This window comes from Tissierella sp. P1 (assembly GCF_002266425.1).
Taxonomy (GTDB): domain Bacteria; phylum Bacillota; class Clostridia; order Tissierellales; family Tissierellaceae; genus Tissierella; species Tissierella carlieri.
On record NZ_NPMN01000006.1, the window covers coordinates 78,779 to 97,970 of the forward strand.

The 19,192-nt window shown below is 30.7% G+C and carries 17 protein-coding genes and 1 pseudogene; 17 read left to right on the forward strand and 1 reads right to left on the reverse strand.

Annotated features, from left to right (window positions below):
• Nucleotides 1-146 precede the first annotated feature (146 nt).
• The 7 genes from CIW83_RS05880 (at nucleotide 147) to CIW83_RS05910 (ending at nucleotide 6,736) form a co-directional block, all read left to right on the forward strand.
• Complete coding sequence (locus CIW83_RS05880; protein ID WP_094899930.1) at nucleotides 147-1,130, forward strand: MerR family transcriptional regulator; 984 nt, start codon at nucleotides 147-149, stop codon at nucleotides 1,128-1,130.
• An 83-nt stretch (nucleotides 1,131-1,213) separates the two neighbouring features.
• Complete coding sequence (locus CIW83_RS05885) at nucleotides 1,214-1,780, forward strand: hypothetical protein (RefSeq protein ID WP_094899931.1); 567 nt, start codon at nucleotides 1,214-1,216, stop codon at nucleotides 1,778-1,780.
• 528 nt (nucleotides 1,781-2,308) lie between these two features.
• Complete coding sequence (locus CIW83_RS05890) at nucleotides 2,309-2,773, forward strand: LytTR family DNA-binding domain-containing protein (RefSeq protein ID WP_158220031.1); 465 nt, start codon at nucleotides 2,309-2,311, stop codon at nucleotides 2,771-2,773.
• On the forward strand, nucleotides 2,757-3,182 hold the full coding sequence (locus tag CIW83_RS05895; protein WP_094899933.1) for a DUF6608 family protein: 426 nt from the start codon (nucleotides 2,757-2,759) through the stop codon (nucleotides 3,180-3,182). The genes CIW83_RS05890 and CIW83_RS05895 overlap by 17 nt, the downstream gene beginning before the upstream one ends.
• 2 nt (nucleotides 3,183-3,184) lie before the next feature.
• Nucleotides 3,185-3,841, forward strand: coding sequence for a hypothetical protein (locus CIW83_RS05900; protein WP_094899934.1), 657 nt, complete (start codon nucleotides 3,185-3,187; stop codon nucleotides 3,839-3,841).
• Nucleotides 3,842-4,246: 405 nt separating this feature from the next.
• A complete protein-coding gene (locus tag CIW83_RS05905; protein ID WP_094899935.1) occupies nucleotides 4,247-5,569 on the forward strand; it encodes a 5-bromo-4-chloroindolyl phosphate hydrolysis family protein in 1,323 nt (440 codons plus the stop codon).
• 18 nt (nucleotides 5,570-5,587) lie between these two features.
• A complete protein-coding gene (locus CIW83_RS05910) occupies nucleotides 5,588-6,736 on the forward strand; it encodes a toxic anion resistance protein (RefSeq protein WP_094899936.1) in 1,149 nt (382 codons plus the stop codon).
• A 247-nt stretch (nucleotides 6,737-6,983) separates the two neighbouring features.
• Here CIW83_RS05910 and CIW83_RS05915 read toward each other — a convergent pair whose 3' ends face one another.
• Nucleotides 6,984-8,813 (reverse strand): acyltransferase family protein, encoded by a 1,830-nt coding sequence (locus CIW83_RS05915; RefSeq protein ID WP_235601237.1) that lies wholly within the window; start codon nucleotides 8,811-8,813, stop codon nucleotides 6,984-6,986.
• A 694-nt stretch (nucleotides 8,814-9,507) separates the two neighbouring features.
• Here CIW83_RS05915 and CIW83_RS05925 point away from each other — a divergent pair.
• The 10 genes and pseudogenes from CIW83_RS05925 (at nucleotide 9,508) to CIW83_RS22690 (ending at nucleotide 19,184) form a co-directional block, all read left to right on the forward strand.
• Nucleotides 9,508-10,203 (forward strand): response regulator transcription factor, encoded by a 696-nt coding sequence (locus tag CIW83_RS05925; protein WP_094899999.1) that lies wholly within the window; start codon nucleotides 9,508-9,510, stop codon nucleotides 10,201-10,203.
• A 1-nt stretch (nucleotide 10,204) separates the two neighbouring features.
• Nucleotides 10,205-11,119 carry a sensor histidine kinase KdpD gene (locus CIW83_RS05930; RefSeq protein WP_094899938.1) on the forward strand — a complete coding sequence of 305 codons (915 nt, stop codon included), beginning with the start codon at nucleotides 10,205-10,207 and terminating at the stop codon, nucleotides 11,117-11,119.
• Nucleotides 11,120-11,187: 68 nt separating this feature from the next.
• Nucleotides 11,188-11,609 (forward strand): annotated as a pseudogene (locus CIW83_RS24805) (ATP-binding cassette domain-containing protein); the annotation flags it as partial.
• The gene (locus tag CIW83_RS24810) at nucleotides 11,595-12,104 is read left to right on the forward strand and encodes a hypothetical protein (protein WP_369819364.1); all 510 of its coding nucleotides are present in this window, start codon (nucleotides 11,595-11,597) and stop codon (nucleotides 12,102-12,104) included. The pseudogene CIW83_RS24805 and the gene CIW83_RS24810, both read left to right, overlap by 15 nt.
• Nucleotides 12,101-12,835 carry an ABC transporter permease gene (locus CIW83_RS05940; RefSeq protein ID WP_094899939.1) on the forward strand — a complete coding sequence of 245 codons (735 nt, stop codon included), beginning with the start codon at nucleotides 12,101-12,103 and terminating at the stop codon, nucleotides 12,833-12,835. Before CIW83_RS24810 ends, CIW83_RS05940 begins: the two co-directional genes overlap by 4 nt.
• 253 nt (nucleotides 12,836-13,088) lie before the next feature.
• Nucleotides 13,089-13,658: a TetR/AcrR family transcriptional regulator gene (locus tag CIW83_RS05945; RefSeq protein WP_094899940.1), complete on the forward strand. Its 570-nt coding sequence runs from the start codon at nucleotides 13,089-13,091 to the stop codon at nucleotides 13,656-13,658.
• 302 nt (nucleotides 13,659-13,960) lie between these two features.
• Nucleotides 13,961-15,754 (forward strand): oleate hydratase, encoded by a 1,794-nt coding sequence (locus CIW83_RS05950; protein ID WP_094899941.1) that lies wholly within the window; start codon nucleotides 13,961-13,963, stop codon nucleotides 15,752-15,754.
• A gap of 93 nt (nucleotides 15,755-15,847) precedes the next feature.
• Nucleotides 15,848-17,959, forward strand: coding sequence for a hypothetical protein (locus CIW83_RS05955; protein ID WP_235601238.1), 2,112 nt, complete (start codon nucleotides 15,848-15,850; stop codon nucleotides 17,957-17,959).
• Nucleotides 17,956-18,687 (forward strand): hypothetical protein, encoded by a 732-nt coding sequence (locus tag CIW83_RS22685; RefSeq protein ID WP_201259695.1) that lies wholly within the window; start codon nucleotides 17,956-17,958, stop codon nucleotides 18,685-18,687. The genes CIW83_RS05955 and CIW83_RS22685 overlap by 4 nt, the downstream gene beginning before the upstream one ends.
• Nucleotides 18,651-19,184, forward strand: coding sequence for a hypothetical protein (locus tag CIW83_RS22690; RefSeq protein WP_201259696.1), 534 nt, complete (start codon nucleotides 18,651-18,653; stop codon nucleotides 19,182-19,184). Before CIW83_RS22685 ends, CIW83_RS22690 begins: the two co-directional genes overlap by 37 nt.
• Nucleotides 19,185-19,192: the final 8 nt, after the last annotated feature.

A 19,192-nucleotide genomic window follows, 5' to 3' on the forward strand; every position in this document is an offset into this window, starting at 1 on the left:
TACCACATTTTTCTTATGAAATGATTTAGCAGTTATTATACATTAGAGTTTAGTGATATTCACTTTTTCTTCTTTTTCCCCTTGACTCTTCCGTTGGGGAAACAGTTATTATATAATTAATAAAAATGAAAAGGGGAAAACAAACTATGCCTGATTTATTAAAAATCAAAGAAGTATCAAGCAGGTATGATGTGACTGCCCGTACTCTTCGATATTATGAAGATATGGGATTGATAAACAGTCAAAGAAGTGATGACTATGCGTATAGAATGTACGATGAATCCTCAATAAAACGATTGGAGCAGGTTCTTATACTTCGTAAATTGAACATTAGCATTAAAGATATTCAGAGAATTTTTCGATCATCCAGTTCCGAGATAGTTTTAGAAGTTCTAGGCAAAAAAATTTCTGATATTGATGATGAAGTTGCTCTTCTGCATGAGCTTAAAAAAATAGTTTTAGAATTTATTATGCAAATTCATAGAATTGATTTTCAGAAGGATTCTGATGTAAAACTTTTATATGAGAAAGCAAAGGAAGTTGAGCAGCAGATAATTAATGTCGGGTATGAAGGAAATCCTGCACGCGTTAACAGGCTTTTGAATATTACCGAAAAGCTTAAAAAAGCACCGGAAGTCAGAATTGTAGAAATACCAAAGTGTAGAATGGCTTCATCAGGTTATTTTAATGATTTAAGTGAAGTTATAGGAAGCTTTGGCAAATGGTTCTCCGAATATGACAAAAAACGAAAAGGTATATCATTTTCACCACTTGATTTTATGTTTTTTGAACCGGATGGCAGAGGAATGTGGTTATTTGCTGTTGAAGACTGGGTAACAGAAAAAGATACAGACGGTTACGAAATAATTGAGTTTGAAGGTGGTCTGTACGCAAATGCGGTATCCATCGATGGTGATGATGATATCAATGGCAGGGTATATACCGGAATTAAAGCTTGGATTGATAGTAGTGGATTTGAACTTGACGAGCGTGAAGGACACAGGGCAATGTGCCATATGATTGTAGGTAAGAAAATGAACCGTGGACTTGGATATAAGCAGCTTGACATATTTGTACCTATTAAACTGCGTCCAGTAAAGAATGACAGTCTTAATGCTTCATTAGAATAGGTCAGGTAGTGAGTGACTGAATAAAATGTAAAATGCTAAAATGTTTTATAAACAAAATATTAAGGAAAAGGAGAAAATCTATAATGCCGGATATAAAGAAAATAAGGCAAGCCATGATTGAAGAAAGGATCTCGGAGGAGATAATATCTAAAATCAATTTTACAGATCCAGGCGGTAATGATCCACTACCTGTCATTGCGATAATTAATCAAATGGATTCCATGCTCTCACATGAGCAATGCTTATCAGTAATGGAAAAACAAGGATGCTGTAAAAGTGGACAAAGAGACAAGGAATGTAAAAAATTCGGCAAGCAAAATATTGGCAGATCACTTAATGAAAAGATCGAACTACTTTCCTCAATTCAATATATGGGAACCCCAAAACTTAATGAAGATGGTACTATTACAACGGGTATTTTTTGGTTTCAAGATGGTGTATACAATTGTGCTTGCCCGTCAATTAAAAAGTTGAAAAAGCCTGTTTCAGTTACTTCTACATATTGCGGATGCTGCGCCGGACACTTTTTATATCATTATCAAAACGCCTTGCAGCTTAAGTTGAAATTGAAAGAAATTAAATCTTCCCCGATTAGCACAAATGGTTCAAAACCCTGCGATTTTATTTTTGAAGTAATACAGATGCTTTAATTAAAAAGTATATTCTACCTCTAAGGGGGGACCGAGTTCAGCATCTTTTTTGTATCCTATAAATAAAGATTTGCTCCCCACAATAAGCTCGTGCTAAAATGAAAATAAGGTTTTGATTTAGCTTAGTGACTTTATTAGGATTATAGAAGGCGGAGCAGGAATAGAAGAATTTGATATTGATTTATATTTTATGGATAATTGAGGAAATGATAGTGTTTGAGGATTAGAAGGTAGTTGTAAGTTTGCTCGAAGGGAGAGAGTGGTTGGGTATATAATTGAATAAATTTAGAATGGTTTATGAGCTAGTTGGATAATTCTGACTGGCTTTCTTCTTATGGATAAGCTAGAAAATATAATGAATTAATAACTTGAATCATAAGAATAAATTGATTCTATTACAAATTTTTAGTTAAAACAAATGTATTTCATCTATTTATGCAACTTAGACATTTCAAATTGTAAGATAAGCAGCAGAATGTTGTAATTAAGAAGATAATTGATATAATTTATATGGAAGGAGGAAAAAAATTGAAGGTCAACTATTATGAAGATAAAATGATAGAAGAAAATCGCGTGGATGTATTCTATAGTGAGAAAGACCATGAAATCATCGGAATTATGAACTATTTACAATCATACGAAATAATTTTAGGAAAGAATGGGGAATTAACGAAAAAGATACTTCCCAATGATATATTTTACTTGGAAACTGTAGAGAGACGTTGTTATGCGTATTTAGAAAGTGAAGTTTACCAGATAGACTTTACTTTGAAAAATTTTCAGGAACGATTTCAAAGCAATGGCTTTATTCAAATTGGAAAATCTATGATAGTAAATATATACAGAATAGACAGAGTTAAAACAGATTCAAATATGAGAATGCGTCTGATTATGGAAAATGGGGAAGTGCTTATCTTAAATAGAACTTTTAAAAAGAATTTTATGGAATATTTGAGAAACATACAGGAGGCAGAAAATGAAGATTATAGATAAAAAAACATTTATTCCAACAGTATGTGTTGTTTACACTATTCTATCTATGAGTAAAATCATACTAGAAGCTATTATACAAAATGAATTTGGGAATTATCAATCAAATTTGCTTATGATGATTTTTGTGTCATTTATTGCAACATTAGTTCTTTCACAACATTATAGACTACAGCAGATTCCATTGCCACTAGTAATTATTGGACAATATTTAGTGTTAATTGGGATTATATTATTAATTATTTGGATTTCAGGATTATATACGGATTTACATCCTAATGCATATAGAGATATGTTTTTATCATTTACAATTCCCTATATTATAGGTGCTGCTATTTATTATTTAAATGTGTTTTGGGAAGTGAAAAATGCTAATCAAATGTTAAAAAATATAAAGAAGAAAGGGGATTAGATATGGATAATAAAGTTACTGGGTGGGATTATTTCTCTTTAGGAATGCTTGCATTTGCTGGATTAGGGCTAGAGGCGTTATATGCTTATGTGTTAGAACCGATGATATATGGAGTCACAATGCAGGACTGGAATACAAGTCAGACAATCATTCACTGGATTATAACCTGTATTTCTTGGGGGATAGTAAGCTATTTGCTCATTCTTGCATCTAAGAAGAAGTATCAGTTTAATCTTTTTGAAACATCAGATAAGATGACAAAATGGCAATGGGCATCTGTTATATTTTGTGTTGTTATAGCATTAATAGCAAGTTACATAGATTGGAAAGGATTTAAGGTTATTAGAGAGTTTCAGAGTAAAGGGTTATTATTATTTGTTTTTCAGTATATATACTATGCATTTGAAACAGTGTTATTTATGCTTATCATAATTTTTACGCAGAAGGCATTTGAGGTATGGTATAAAAGAAAAAACATCCCATATGGAGGAATAATTTGTGGAATTACATGGGGATTTGCCCATGCATTTACAAAAGGTAGTATATGGATTGGATTAGAAGGAATTGTCTTGGGATTTTTGCTAGGAGTAACTTATTTGTTAGTAAATAGAGATATAAAGAAAACATATATAGTATTGTTTATTATGTTTGCACTATAGTTATCTAATATAGCTGCATATTATGTTAGTATATAGGTATAGATATAAATTCAATAAGAAAAGTAAAAATATCCCGAAAGAAAAAAGAAAATGAATTATACTCACGTCCGATTTTGGACGTGTTTTTCACTTTTGATACTATATAGAGTCAATTGTAGGAAATATGAATAAAATAAGGAGGAAGATGTATAAGGAGCAATGTAAATTTATGATAATATATTGTGATGAATTGATTCTGCAAATTTGCGTATTCTAAAGTAAGGTAGATAGATATATACAATAAAAATACCCTTTCAATGATAGTTGATTTCGAAAATAAGATATGGTATGATTTACGCAATGATAAAAATATATTTAGTACTATAGAGAAAGACATATTCTAAAGTTAATCACTTGGAGGGAAATATGAATAGGCGGGGTAATTTAAATTTAGGGAACCAAATTAAAGATATAGTTCAGGATGCGTTGAATAATGGGAATTTTAAAAGCTTAAATCGCGATATTGAGAGTGTTGTTAAAGGTGCGCTTGATGAGGTTAAAAGATCAATTGATTGGAAACAAGAGAATCATCATAACTGGAACAATCAAACTTGTAATAGTAAGCGTATTAAGATTAATGATTATAAGCATAGATACCAAAAGGATTCACAGATACTGAATGAACAAAAACAACAAATAAACAACTATAATACCATGAGTAATTACAATAACTCTTACAGTCGTGGTAAGGTAGCTTTAAGACCAACTAAGTTCACTGTTCCTGTTGGACAGGTATCAGGTATATTGCTTACTGTATTTGGAGTTATAGGAAGTACTGCATTTGGAATAGCAGTAATTGTATTAACCTTATTAGGATATCTGATTGGAGGAAGGGGTGTATTTCATACCATTGCTATGGGATTGTTTCCTCTTTTTATAGCAGGTATAATTTTATGGGTGAATGGAAGCAGGATTCGTAAAAGATTAAAAAGATTTCAAAGGTATATAGTAAAGATGTATGGGCGTAATTACTGCTTAATTAAGGATCTTTCTTCTACAACAGGATTAAGTAATAAAGCTACGGTGAAAGATCTGCGAAAAATGATTGTTAAAGGTATGTTTCCTGAAGGACATATTGATGATAAAGAGACCTGTTTTATGTTAAATAATGAATGCTATGAGCAGTATCTTGAACTGCAGGAAAATATGAGAATAAAGGATTTAGAGGAACAGCAAAAACAGAAGGCTCAGACCATAAACCAAGAGTTTACTGAGGAAGAAAAGAATAATGAAACTGATGGGTTGAAACCAGAAATTAGAAAAACAATTGATGAAGGGCGAAAATTCGTCATGGAAATTAAAGATGCTAATATCGCAATTCCAGGTGAAGAAATTTCACGTAAGCTAGATCGGTTAGAAGAAGTAACAGGAAAAATCTTTGATTATGTGGAGCTTCATCCGGAAAAATTCCCTGAAATAAAGAAGTTCACGGAATATTTTCTGCCAACAACATTGAAACTGGTGGATGCTTATAAGAAATTGGACTATCAACCTATAGAAGGAGAGAATATTTCAAATGCCAAGAAAGAAATAGAGGAAACAATGGATACCATTAATCTTGCATTTGAAAATTTATTGGATGGTTTGTTCGAGGATGTGGCAATGGATATATCCACAGATATATCTGTATTAGAAACCATGTTTGCACAAGAAGGATTAACAGAGAAGAATATGAAAGTTAAAAAATAAAACGGCGGAGGATAAAATATGAATAATGAAATACCAACACTAACTTTTGAACCTTTTGGTGATGATACATCAACTCAAGAAGTACTAAGCAAAGATATATTGAATAAAGATGATGTGCAGATTCAAAAGCAAGTATTTGATGAAAGCTATCTTTCACCTGAAGAGAAAAAGATGGTTGACGATTTTGCAAATCAGATTGATTTAAATAAATCGAATCAGATTCTCCAATATGGGGTAGGAGCTCAAAAGAAGATAGCAGACTTTTCTGAAGCAGCCTTAAATAATGTGAAAACTAAAGATCTAGGTGAAATTGGTGAGATGCTTTCAGGTGTTGTAACAGAATTGAAAAGTTTTGATGTAGAGGAAGAGGAGAAAGGATTTTTAGGGTTCTTCAAAAAATCATCAAACAAACTTACAGCAATGAAAGCAAAATATGATAAGGCAGAAGTTAATATAAATAAAATTTGTGAGGCCTTGGAGAAGAATCAGATACAGTTGCTGAAGGATATAGCAATGCTTGATAAGATGTATGAGCTTAATAAGACATATTTTAAAGAGCTTTCTATGTATATTATGGCAGGTAAAAAGAAACTGGCTAAGGTTCAGGCGGAAGAACTACCTGTACTGATAGATAAGTCTGCTGCAAGTGGTTTACCAGAGGATGCACAGGCGGTTAACGATTTAACTGCTATTTGTAACCGTTTTGAGAAAAAAATTCACGATTTGGAATTAACTAGAATGATTTCGATTCAAATGGCGCCACAGATTCGTTTGGTTCAAGGCAATGATACTATAATGGCTGAAAAAATTCAGTCTACCATCGTAAACACAATTCCGCTATGGAAAAGTCAGATGGTTTTAGCTTTGGGGGTTACTCATTCAAGTCAGGCTGCAAAAGCTCAAAGAGAAGTAACGGATATGACGAATCAGCTATTGAGGAAAAATGCTGAAACACTTAAAATGGCAACTATTGAAACAGCAAAGGAATCAGAGCGAGGAATTGTGGATATTGAGACACTTCGTATTACTAATGAATCATTAATATCGACTCTAGATGAAGTTATGCGTATTCAAGCAGAAGGTCATCAGAAGAGGAAGGAAGCAGAAATTGAGTTAAATAGAATTGAGGAAGAATTGAAAACTAAACTTTTAGAAATCAGAGGTTAATGAAATATGTCAAATGGGTATTGCAATACCCATTTGACATATTTCTTTGTGCAAATTAGAATTGTAAAAATAGCTAATATTCCATATCTATGGAGAGAAAGAGTAAGTAGTTCTTGAAGCTTAAAAAATTAGAAAGATAATCAAGTAATCCAATAACTCATGACATCATTAATCCACTTCATTAGAGTTGCTGATGATGAGCCGAAGGATGAGCCTTGAGGATACCATATATCAAAATGTAATAAAATTATATCTTTAGATTTTTGCTAATAAGACCTACTAGAGCTTCACTTCCTTTGGAATTTAAATGTACACCATCTTGTTCAAAGTATTCAGGATGTTCAGAAGCTATAGAATACCAGTCAATTAGGGTTATATTTTCTCGTTCTTCAGCTTTTTCTTTTAAGATTTTATTGACCTTGCTTTCCCAAGAACGTGGTACACGAGTATTTACTAAAAAAACATGTGACTTTGAAAAAGAGTCAAGGAGTTCATCAATTTGTTTACTTGTAAAGTAGCCATTTGTTCCTAGTTCAATAATAACTGCTTTATCAGAATCATTAAATTCAGCATACTTAGTAGCTAAAGTTATTGCTTCTGACATTTGCCTTCCAATTTTTCCGTCAATTGTAATACTGTTATATGTCTTATTAAGGGTTGGAGTAATATCTAACATAATAGAATCTCCAATAGCCAATATCTCATTATAATCTTCCGCTGCTGTTGATGAAATATCTTCATCATTTTCCGTAGATACATTTATATCTTTTTCATTGGTTTCATTGGAATCTCCATTAGAACCCTCGCCCTCAGAAGTTTCATCTGTATTTGTTTGTGATGAATATATTTCTGCATTTTCTAGGTTCGATTTTATTCTTACTATATTATTGATACCAATAGCAAGGGATATAATCACTAGAACTGATATTATAGTTGCAGTTTTTTTTGTAAATGCTAAGGAATTCCTCTTAAAAAAACTAATGGTTAAGTAATTATAATATTTTCGAAATCCAAGTTTTCGTATTGGCAGCTCTATAAATCGATATGAAAATTCTGCAATAATACATGTAATAGTCAGTTGAATAAAGACACGTAAGTAGGATGGATTGCCTATTTCGTATATAGGGGTGCTTAGTACCATAATAGGGTAATGCCAAAGGTATATTCCATATGATCTTGTGCCAATCCAGCGCAGAGGTTTCCATGAAAGCATGGGACCTAAAATCCCTTTTGGATGACAAACACATGCTATAAGCAAAGCTGTGTTTAGACTAAACAGGAATAATCCACCTCTATACAAAAAAGAATTATATTCATCTATAAATACAGCACTAAAAATAAAGATAGAGAAAGTAATAATGCTTAAGAGTTTCAGCTGGTTTTTGTGTTTTATAGAAACTTCCTTAGTAAAAGGTTTTTTATTTGCTGAAACAGCTGCTAGAAAACTTCCTATTAATAATTCAAAAGCACGGGTATCTGTGCCATAATATACACGGCTTGGATCAGCAGCTGGATCATAAAGTATACCCATCAAAGTTGCTGAAAGCAAGGCTCCGATAAAAATTATATACGAAAGCTTCTTAGTTTTTTTAGTATTTTTTAATACTATCATAAGTATAAAAGGCCATAAGATGTAGAATTGCTCTTGTACTGCCAAAAACCAAATATGTTTCAAGGGAGACGGTGAACCAAAGCTATCAAAATAGGAAAGCTTATGAAAAATAAACCACCAATTAGTTGTATATGAAATAGAAGATATTGTATCACCTAAGAGGTTTGTCAAAAGTCTATGGTTAAAAAAGATTACCCATAAGGCGGTAATCATAATCATTAAATAAGCAGAGGGTAATAGCCTGCTAATACGATTTTTCCAAAAAGTTCTTAATTTGAAATTTTCTTGTGATAATAAAATCTTAGAGGTTACTAAATAACCAGATAAGACAAAAAAGATGTCAACTCCTAAGAAACCTCCCTTAGCCCAACTAAAACTAAAGTGATAAAAAACTACTGATAAAATTGCAAGGGCACGAAGTCCATCTAATCCTGATATATAACGACGATTATGTATAGTATTCAATATGTAAGTTCTCCTCCTACTTCCTCAATTTAAACTAATGTTAATTATAATTTCTAATTTAATTATACTAGTTTGGGAGCTAGAAAAAGTTTCAAACAGGTTATATAAGGATTACAATATAGTTACAAATATATTATTGTTCATATTTTTAACTATTCATCTAAATAATATCTCATGGCTCAAGTGGCTACAAATTCCGCTTCATTCTCCATCAATGTTATTTACCATAATAAAGAACAGGATTTTATCTAGAGGAAAAAATCCATCAATCGTTTCAAGAATTCTTAATTATATAGAATTAATTAAAAAATTATTAAAAAAGTTAGATGACTTATTAGAGAAAATAAAATATTATGCAAGTACATCAGGATATAAAATTACAATATTACTAAAGGTTTAATATAATTATGAGAGAGAATGTCTCTATTGAGTAAAAGAAAGCGCCTTTAAATAATTATAGAAAATTTAAGTTTTCACCAAATGGATACCAACTATTTACTATATCATTGTGGTATACTTAAGGCATTGTGAAGTTTATTGTTTATAATAGGTTGGAGTAATATTTGTTGTTATAGAAAAATATAGGATATAAAATAAGGAGATAGGTGCTTTATTTCTATGGATTTAATTTTATTTAATATTGATCTGCAATAAGAAAATTTATATTTAGATTGGAGGAAATGATTTGGAAGAGGTGATGAGAATACTAATTGTTGAGGATGATATTGATTTAGGAAGATTACTTGTGAATTGCCTAAAGAAAGAGGACTATCATACAATACATGTTGAAAATGGAATTTTAGGATTGGAGAAGATGAAAGAAATCAAATTTGATTTGATTATTTTAGATATAATGTTGCCAGAAGTAGACGGATTTTCTGTAATAGAAAATATAAGAGAAATTAGTAGTATACCTGTTTTAATGCTAACTGCTAAAAGTGAAGAAAAAGATAAGGTAAAGGGTCTTAAATTAGGAGCAGATGATTACTTAACAAAACCCTTTGGTATTGATGAATTCTTAGCGAGAGTTAATTCAATTATAAGACGAGCAAATTATTATAATCAAGATCCAGAGAAGGGGATTATTAAATATGGAAATATTGAATTAAATAATTATTATAGAACTTTAAAAGTGAATCTTAGGGAAATTCCTTTGTCAAATAAAGAATTTGATTTACTGCTACTTTTAATGACCAATGAAAATCATATATTTACAAAGGAACAATTATATGATCAGATTTGGGGGTTAGAAGAGTATGATTCTTATGATGAAAAGAATATGGTATCATTTATTAGTAAATTACGAAAAAAGATATTTATGGATGAAGAAGAGTATGGAGGATTTATTGAAACAGTCTATGGATTAGGATACCGCTGGAGGATAAAATAACATGTTTTATATGAGATTATTATTGCCTTTTATGTTTTTCACTATTTTTTATTTAGTTTACAAAAGATATATGGAAAGGAAAAGATTAAATCAGTTAGTAAATCTTTTAAAGGAAGTAGAATCAGGGAATTATAGTAAACGAGGAGTGATTCCATTAAATGATGAATATTCGGAAATTTACTATCTTATTAATAAGATAATAAGAAGAAATCAAAACGATATTATCGAGATAAATAGGTTAAATCAGGGAAATAAAAGAATACTTACAAGTTTATCCCATGATATAAAAACCCCTATAGCCTCACTTTTAGGTTATTTAGAAGCCATAGATAAGAAATTAGTAGATGAGGATGAAAGAGAAGAATATTTTAAAATAGCACTGGATAAAGCTTATAAGTTAAATGAATATACAAATGAATTATTTCAATTGCTTCAACTGGAATCAGGAGAATATATATTAAGAAACCAGTCCTGCAATATATGTGAGGAAACTAGAAGAAGTTTTATAGCATGGGTTCCTATATTGGAGAAGCACAATATTAAATATAAGGTAAATATTCCAGAAGGAAGTATTATTACTACATTGGATGTACAAGCATATGAAAGAATTCTGGATAATTTGATTAAAAATGCAATAATTCATAGTAGATGTGAGGAAATAAGTATTGATTTAATAGAAAAAGAAAATATGATACAAGTAAAAATAAGTGATGACGGAATAGGTATACCTAGGAATTCTAAGGATATGATTATTGATAGATTATATAAGGTTGATACATCAAGGAAAACTAAAGGAATTGGATTAGGACTTGCTATAGTAAAGGAATTGGCGGATAAATGTAATATATCTTTGAAATATGATAGTGAAGAAGGGAAAGGTTCATCATTTATCTTAGGTGTAAAGAAGGCTCTTTAAGGGCTTTTTTAATTGGCAATGATTTGGCAACATTTCATAGATATAATTGAAAGTGAGGAGGGATAAGAATGGAAAGTATTATTGAAATAAAGGGATTAACCAAAGAGTATAGTAGTTTTTTAGCTTTAGATAATATTTCATTAAAGATTAAAGGGGGTAAAATTTATGGTCTTTTAGGAAGAAATGGAGCAGGAAAAACTACAATTATGAAATCTATTTAGGACTTACATTTCCTACTAAGGGTAAAATCTATATTAAAGATTCTCTTATAGATTATAAAGATAAGGATCAATTTTCAATAATTGGGTCTATGATAGAAACTCCTGCTTTTTATTCTAATCTATCGGCGAGAGAAAATTTAGAATTATTTGCCTTAATAAGAGGAGTCACCGAAAAGAATGCTATAGAAAAATCTTTAGATTTAGTTGGTCTTGATAGTAATTCTAATAAAACTTTTGCCTCATTTTCAATGGGAATGAAACAAAGACTTGGAATAGCCAATGCTATATTACACGAGCCAGAAGTGTTAATATTAGATGAACCTACTAATGGATTAGACCCAATTGGGATTGTTGAAGTAAGAAATATCTTAATAGATTTATGTAAGAATTATAATAAGACTATTTTAATTTCTAGCCATATATTATCTGAGATTGAGAAAATTGTTGATGATATTGCTTTTATTGAAAGAGGTAAGGTGCTAGAGGAGTCTTCTATTGGAGATATCAAAAATAGATATGAGAAATATACATCTTATATAGTTTCAGATGTGAATAATTCAGCTAGAGTATTGGAAGAAAGCTATAAGAGTTTAAATTATATTGTTATAGATAATCATGAAATCAGAGTTTTTGGACTAGATGATAGAACAAATAGGATTAACAAATTATTGATAAATAATGGTATTGATGTGTTTCAGATAACTACACAAAATGAAAGCTTAGAAGATTATTTCAAAAAACTTACAGGTGGTGATAAGAATTGAAAAATGGGATACTTGTTGAATGGAAAAAGATAAGACATAGAAAGCTATTAAAAATTTCTTTAATAACCATATTTCTATTTATAAGTTTATTAGTGCTTAAAGACATATTTATAAATATAAGAGTTAGAGAATTAGGGATAGAACATTGGATTTTTTCAATAGATACTGTATTAATCTTCTTGATTACATCAGTAATTAGTGGAATATTTTATACATTTATGATTAATAATGAATATGCTGAAAGGACAATTATAAGTTATATGCCGGCTATAGTTAACAGAAATATTTTTATTATAAGTAAAGTAATAGTATGGTTGTTCTGTCATTTATTGATGATTTTAATAGTGTATTTAGTAAGTTATATAGGGTCATTAGTAATATTTCCTACCGCTAATTTATTTATAAGGTTCTGTGATTTTGGAATTCATTTCTTTAGATCTGCTTTACTAAGTTTTCTTTCACTTGCATTATTAGTGCCTATATCTATATTTCAAAGAGCATCCTATATTCCTTCAATTGTAACAACCTTAGGAATAACGGCAGCTGGAATTTCAGCAACACAGTTGACAGGGATGTTGCCATTTATATTACCTTGGACATCTGCCGTTATTTTAAGTCAGCCAGCTGTTTTACCTAGAAATTTAATGTTTTTAGGACATATAGTTATAATTGTATCTTCATTATTATTCTATAGCTTAGGCTTAGTAATTATCAATCGTCAAGATATATAGAATTATTAATGATAGGTAAATTTTTTAGAAGAATATTGAATAGATGTTGTCTATATAGTTTTAGCATAACTATAGTTGTTTTATTGCTTAAGCATTCTTGTGTCAGTCGGCAGATGACTCGCTCTGAAGCTTCTGTTTTTGAATATAAGAAAATGTAAATAGGCATATAATACATCATACAATGAATTATTTGCAAACAACTTACTATGTGTTATAATTTTAAATACATATAAGGGGTTAAGGAGGTGGCAACTTGGCACCGCAATATACCAGAAAAATGATTCGTGAGGCATTCATAAAGATGCTCAACGAACGTCCGCTTAATAAAATTACAGTTAAAGATATTGCTACAGCATGTGAGATCAATAGAAATACTTTTTATTACTACTATACGGATGTATATGCACTTCTATCAGAAATATTCCAAACAGAACTTCAGACAGTAATTGATGAATATAATGATACACTCTCATGGGAAGAGAGCTTCATTGTGGCCGCTAAATTTGCTTTAGAAAACAGAACGGCCGTTTATCATGTATATAATTCAATGCAGAGAGAAGAATTAGTGAACTATATACACAATGTATCAGGAAATGTCATGATGCGGTATGTTGAAAAAGTAAGCAACTGTATCCCAGCTTCTTCAGGAGATAAAAAACTAATTTCTTCCTTTTATCAGTGTGCCCTTACTGAAATGGTACTACGCTGGATTGCTTCTGGAATGAAGGAAGACCCTGATACTATCATTAGGAGAATCGGACAGCTCTTTGATGGAAACATTGAGTTATCCCTTAAACGAAGTGCTGATTTAAATAGTGTATAGTAAAAGGCAACAGGAGATTTGTTTTTATCAGGCATTTTAACTCTGGTGCCTAAAAATTAGATAAATAAACTGCAGTGTTCAAACTTCGAACACTGCAGTTTATTTATCTAATGAAAAAGACATAAAAAAACTATATTATAGATTTATACAGATCTTATAGATAATAAGTACTCAACAAATAAAAGGAAAACTTATTATCTATTACACCATATTGGCATGCTAATAGAGTGAACAAAGAAGAACTCTAAATATGATAGTAGGATTTAGAAGAATATTAAAAAATTAAGAAAGAAGGAGATATAATGAAATTAAAGACATATGATGATAGACTTAAACTTACAAATGGAACTTATCATGCTTTAGTGAATGCAAGAAAACCTAAAGGAATTGAAGACAAAAAAGCGTATTTAATTGGTACTGGAATTGGTGCTTTGGCTGCTGGTTGTTTTTTGATTCGTGATGCTCACATGGATGGCAGCAAGATTACGTTTTTAGAACAATTAGACATTCCTGGGGGATCTTTGGATGGTGCAGTTCGTCAGAATGCTGGTTATGTAGCACGTGGTGGACGTGAAATGGGACATTATTTTGAAGTTTTATGGAACTTGTTTAGTTCGTTGCCATCTACAGAAGATCCTAATATGACTGTGTTAGATCATTTTTATTATACAAACTACGATGATCCGAACTTTAGTAATTGCCGTATTACTAAAAGCCAAGGTGAGCGATATGATAATGGAAAATTTAATTTGGGTCAAGACTTAGCAAAAGAATTAGCTGCTTTTGTAAATATTTCAGATGAAGAACTTCAAAACAAATCTATCGAAGATATTTTTTCTGATGAACTTTTAAACAGTGATTTCTGGACATATTGGAGAACAATGTTCGCTTTTGAAAATTGGCATAGTGCCTTAGAGATGAAATTATATATGAATCGCTTCATTCACCATGTTGGAGGCTTACCAGATCTTTCAGCTTTACAATTTTCACGACATGATCAATACACTTCATTTGTAAAGCCAATGGTTAAATATTTGGAAGACCATGGTGCTAAGTTTGAATATGGAGTCACTGTTGATAATGTTGAGTTCTCAATTTCAGATGATAAAAAAGTTGCAAAGAGAATAGTTGCAAAAGATAGAAATGGCAAAGATATTTCTATTGAGTTAACAGAGAACGATTTAGTATTTATCACTAATGGTTCTATGACTGAAGGTTCTGGATATGGTGATGATAATACTCCGGCTCCATTTAATAAAGAGCCAGAAGGATGTTGGAAGTTATGGAGAAATATAGCAGCTCAATCAGATGAATTTGGAAGACCAGATAAATTCTGTACAGAGCCAGAAAAATCTAATTGGGAGTCCTGTACAGTAACCTGCCATGATGAACGTGTTCCTAAATATATTGAAAAGATTACAAAACGTTCTCCATATGGCGGACGTACTGTAACAGGTGGTATAGTAACAGCCCTTGATTCTTCATGGTTAATGAGCTGGACAATAAATCGTCAAGAACAATATTATGGACAGCCTGAAAAGGATGTTGTTGTTTGGGTATATGGTTTATTCTCTGATACTCCTGGTGACTATATTAAAAAACCTATGAGAGATTGTACTGGTAAGGAAATCACAAAAGAATGGTTATATCATATAGGAGTTCCTGCAGAGGAAATAGAAGAATTAGCAGGGTCTTGTACTGCGGTTCCTGTTATGATGCCATATATCACATCTCAATTTATGCCTCGTGAATTTGGAGATCGTCCATATGTTGTACCAAAGAATGCAGTAAACTTTGCTTTCCTTGGACAATTTGCCGAAACGCTAGATGACCCAGGACGTGATACAGTATTTACTATTGAATACTCAGGACGTACAGCTATGGAAGCAGTATATGTTTTAACTGGAGTTGAAAAAGGAGTTCCTGAAGTTTATGCTTCAAGATATGATATACGTTATTTATTAAATGCAGGTAAATGTTTATTAGATGGTGAAAAACCAGAAGTGAATCTATCACCAATGACTAAACAGATGATTGCACAACAAATAACAGGAACAGAAATTGAAGTATTATTGAAAGAGTATGGAATTCTTTAATCACATTTAAACTTAATAATTTAATTAAAATCCCGAATTTTCAAAGTCGGGATTTTAATTTATATTTGTCTATTACTAAAGGAGGAAGTATTTGTGAATAAAGAGAAAGGTTTTAAAAAAGATTATATTCCTACCATAGGGGAAATGGAAAATTGGTATGAAGAAGACTTGCGAAATGAAGCTTCAAGATCATGGGAATATGAAAATAATAAAAAAATAGAAGAACAAGGATTGTTCTTTAAAACATTTAGACGACTGGAAGAAATAGATGATAAAGTCTCCTTTGATTCTAAAAAGAATAATGTCTATTATGAAAAATATAAAAAATATCTAGAAGAAGAGACGAAGAACAAGTCAACGGAAATACAGGAAATTGAAAATTTAATTGAATATGAAAAGTTCTTTCTCCGTTGGGAAAGAAGAGTCAATAGAGAAAGAAATGGCTCTAGTCATTATGGAAGTAATTCAGCTACAAGGTATCGAGTTGATTCTATAAAAAAATTAGAGAAAGAGTTAGAAAATATACTAGGTACTTCTCCAGAAGGGTGGGAGTACTATTATAAAAATCAATTAATAAGAGACATAGAAAATAAACAACAACAGCGTTTAGTAAATGTTCCATATGTAGCTAAAGCAAAACAAAAAATAATGGAATCTTTGAATTTAGGGACCCCTGTATATATTGTGGGGCATTTAGGAAGTGGAAAAACACAATTAGCAACTGAAGCAGCTTTGGACTTTACTATTGAAAATAAGGTGCAAAGTGAATTAGAGGATAAAATGGATAATTGGTTTTCTCTAAATCCAAATGCAGCAGAAAAAGATGCTATTGATAAGTTTAGAGAATTCAATGAAGAAAGAAAACATTACTATAAAAATATTTTAGTAAATGGAAATAAAGAGGAAATAGAAGCATTACAGCCATTATTTATATCTGGATCTCATAATTTAACATATGAAGATATGTTTGTAGAGAAGACCTTATCTCTTAAGCACAGTTTTTCTCAAGGTTCCTTTTCAGATTATCTAAATATGATTATAGAAGATTTTCATGAGTGGATGGATAAGCATAAAGAAAGATTAGACAAGATGACTGATGAAGAGCAATTACAGCTTAAAATTCAGATATGGAAAAGCTTTTCTGATTTATTGGTGGCAAGTAATAGTGCCTTTGGTACTGAAATCAGAAAAATAGAAAGAGAAATTTTAATCGCAGTAAAGGAAGGGCGTACTGTAATAGTAGACGAATTAAATACAATTGCAATGCAAAATTTAATTGGATTAAATGATATATTGCAGCGTCATGCAGGAAGTACAGCTTATATTACAGGAGTTGGTCCAGTAGTAATTAAACATGGATTTGGATTTATAGGTACAGGAAATCTATCAACTCAAATGGTTAACTATGAAGGAACAAATGAATTAAATCCAGCTTTTAAATCACGATTTGTAACTATTGAATACAATTATATACCTCAAAGAGTAATTGGTTCTTTAGAAGATCAAGAATTTCTAGAAATAAACCAACTTTTTAGAGTAATAATTACAGGATTAGCTGATAAAAATGGGGATATTCATATTCCCAATCCTAAAAGAACATTAGAAGAACTATTTAGATTTTCTCAACTATGTAAAGTTACACAAAATGTTTTTATGGGCAAATGGAAGGACAACGAAGCTCATAGCGATTCTGGAATAGAAGATTTAGAGTTAAGAGAATCTGTATTGTCTGTTCGTAATATTTTGCATGTTCTAGATAACTGGAATCAAGGAGAAGAAAAAGATTTAAGCAAAGCTTTATGGGATGGATTTATAAGTTCAATTACTTATGCTGATGACCAAAATTATATTCTATCACAAGCAGTTCGTTTTGGATTTTTCCCTGTAAATGAAGGATGGAATGTTGAAACAAAAGCCATAGGAGGAGGTACAACTACCTATGAAGAAATTCGCACTCGCCCATACAACTATATTCGTCCTAAAATAGAAACCTTGAGCTATTTAGATGTAATTCACCTGGTATTTGGCAAAGGACCTATCAGAAAAGATTTGCCAAAAGAGTTAATAGAAAGATTTGAAGATAATATAAATAATTTTAAACAGATTGATGTAAAAAAATATCAAGAATTAGACCAGCAACTATTTCATTTAGAACATTCAAAGAATCTACTAGAATATTTAGAGGATAATGGAGGGAAAGAATGAAAGTAAATTTGTCTATAAATGGAGAATATTTTAAGAATGAAGTCAAGGATTTAAGAAATAAGTTAGAGGAATGTAAAAAAACAGGTATTTTAGATAATGATTTTGAAGATAGATTAAAAAGACTCTTACAAATGGAAGATAGTCTACTAAGAGATTTAATTCCATATTATCGAACTTATGTAGATAATATTAAAAAAACTTCTATGGAGGTAATTCCCCTAAAGCAATTAGGGTCTATCGGTTCTCACGGTTTTCCGCAAAGTATATTAAGAATCAATGAAAATCTTTTTGTCACCAGTAGTATAAATAGTAAAGTACAATTCTTTTATATAGATATTCCAAAAAAATTATCTAAAGAAAAGGAAATAGAGGTAGAATGGACTCTACCTATAAAGGAAATAAAAGAAAGAATTTCATTTATATATAAACTAAATCATAAAGAAATCCTGCTTATAGGTGTAAAAGGAGGATGTTATATACTTTCAAGTAATAGTTTTGATAAATTACCAGATATTAATGAAGAAATTGAAGTTAAAAGAATTCAAATGGATTATGACTTTAAAGGATTTGGAAGGATTTTAGAGATTGGAGATAATTTATTTGTAACAGGGAATGAAGAAGATACATTAACTTTATTTGAAATAGTGAAGGAAAAGGGTGAACACTCTTTAAATTTTCATACAGATATATCTTGTACTATTCCGAACTGGACTGCCATGGAAAAATAGATGAAGATTGCTTTGTAGTTGGAACAAAAGATGGAATAATGTATTTTATTAAATATGAAAATAGCCAACTCAGATTCCTAGGAGAAACTGATATGTTCCACAATAGAATAAGAAAAATCAATTGTCTAGAGGATGAAAAAGGTAATAAGAAATCTCTTATGGTAATCGGAAACAAAGGAAAATGTAAAATATTTTCTTTATATGAAGATACAATTTTAGAAAATCATGACTTAAAAGGCAATTTATTTGACCTTCAATCTGAAAAAGGTACTGCTGTAGTTTTAAGTGAAGATGGAATTATATACTTATTTGAAGAGAATTTTGGGAATTGGTATTTAAATGAAGAGGCGACCATCAAAGATATGTTCTTTACAAATATATTTAAATTAAGCATTTCAAAATATTTGCTTATGGATATAGAAGGTAAATTAAATCTTTTGGACATTGATGGAATTCATACATCTCAGGATTTATGGAATATGGCTCTATATCAGTAGGAGGTAAA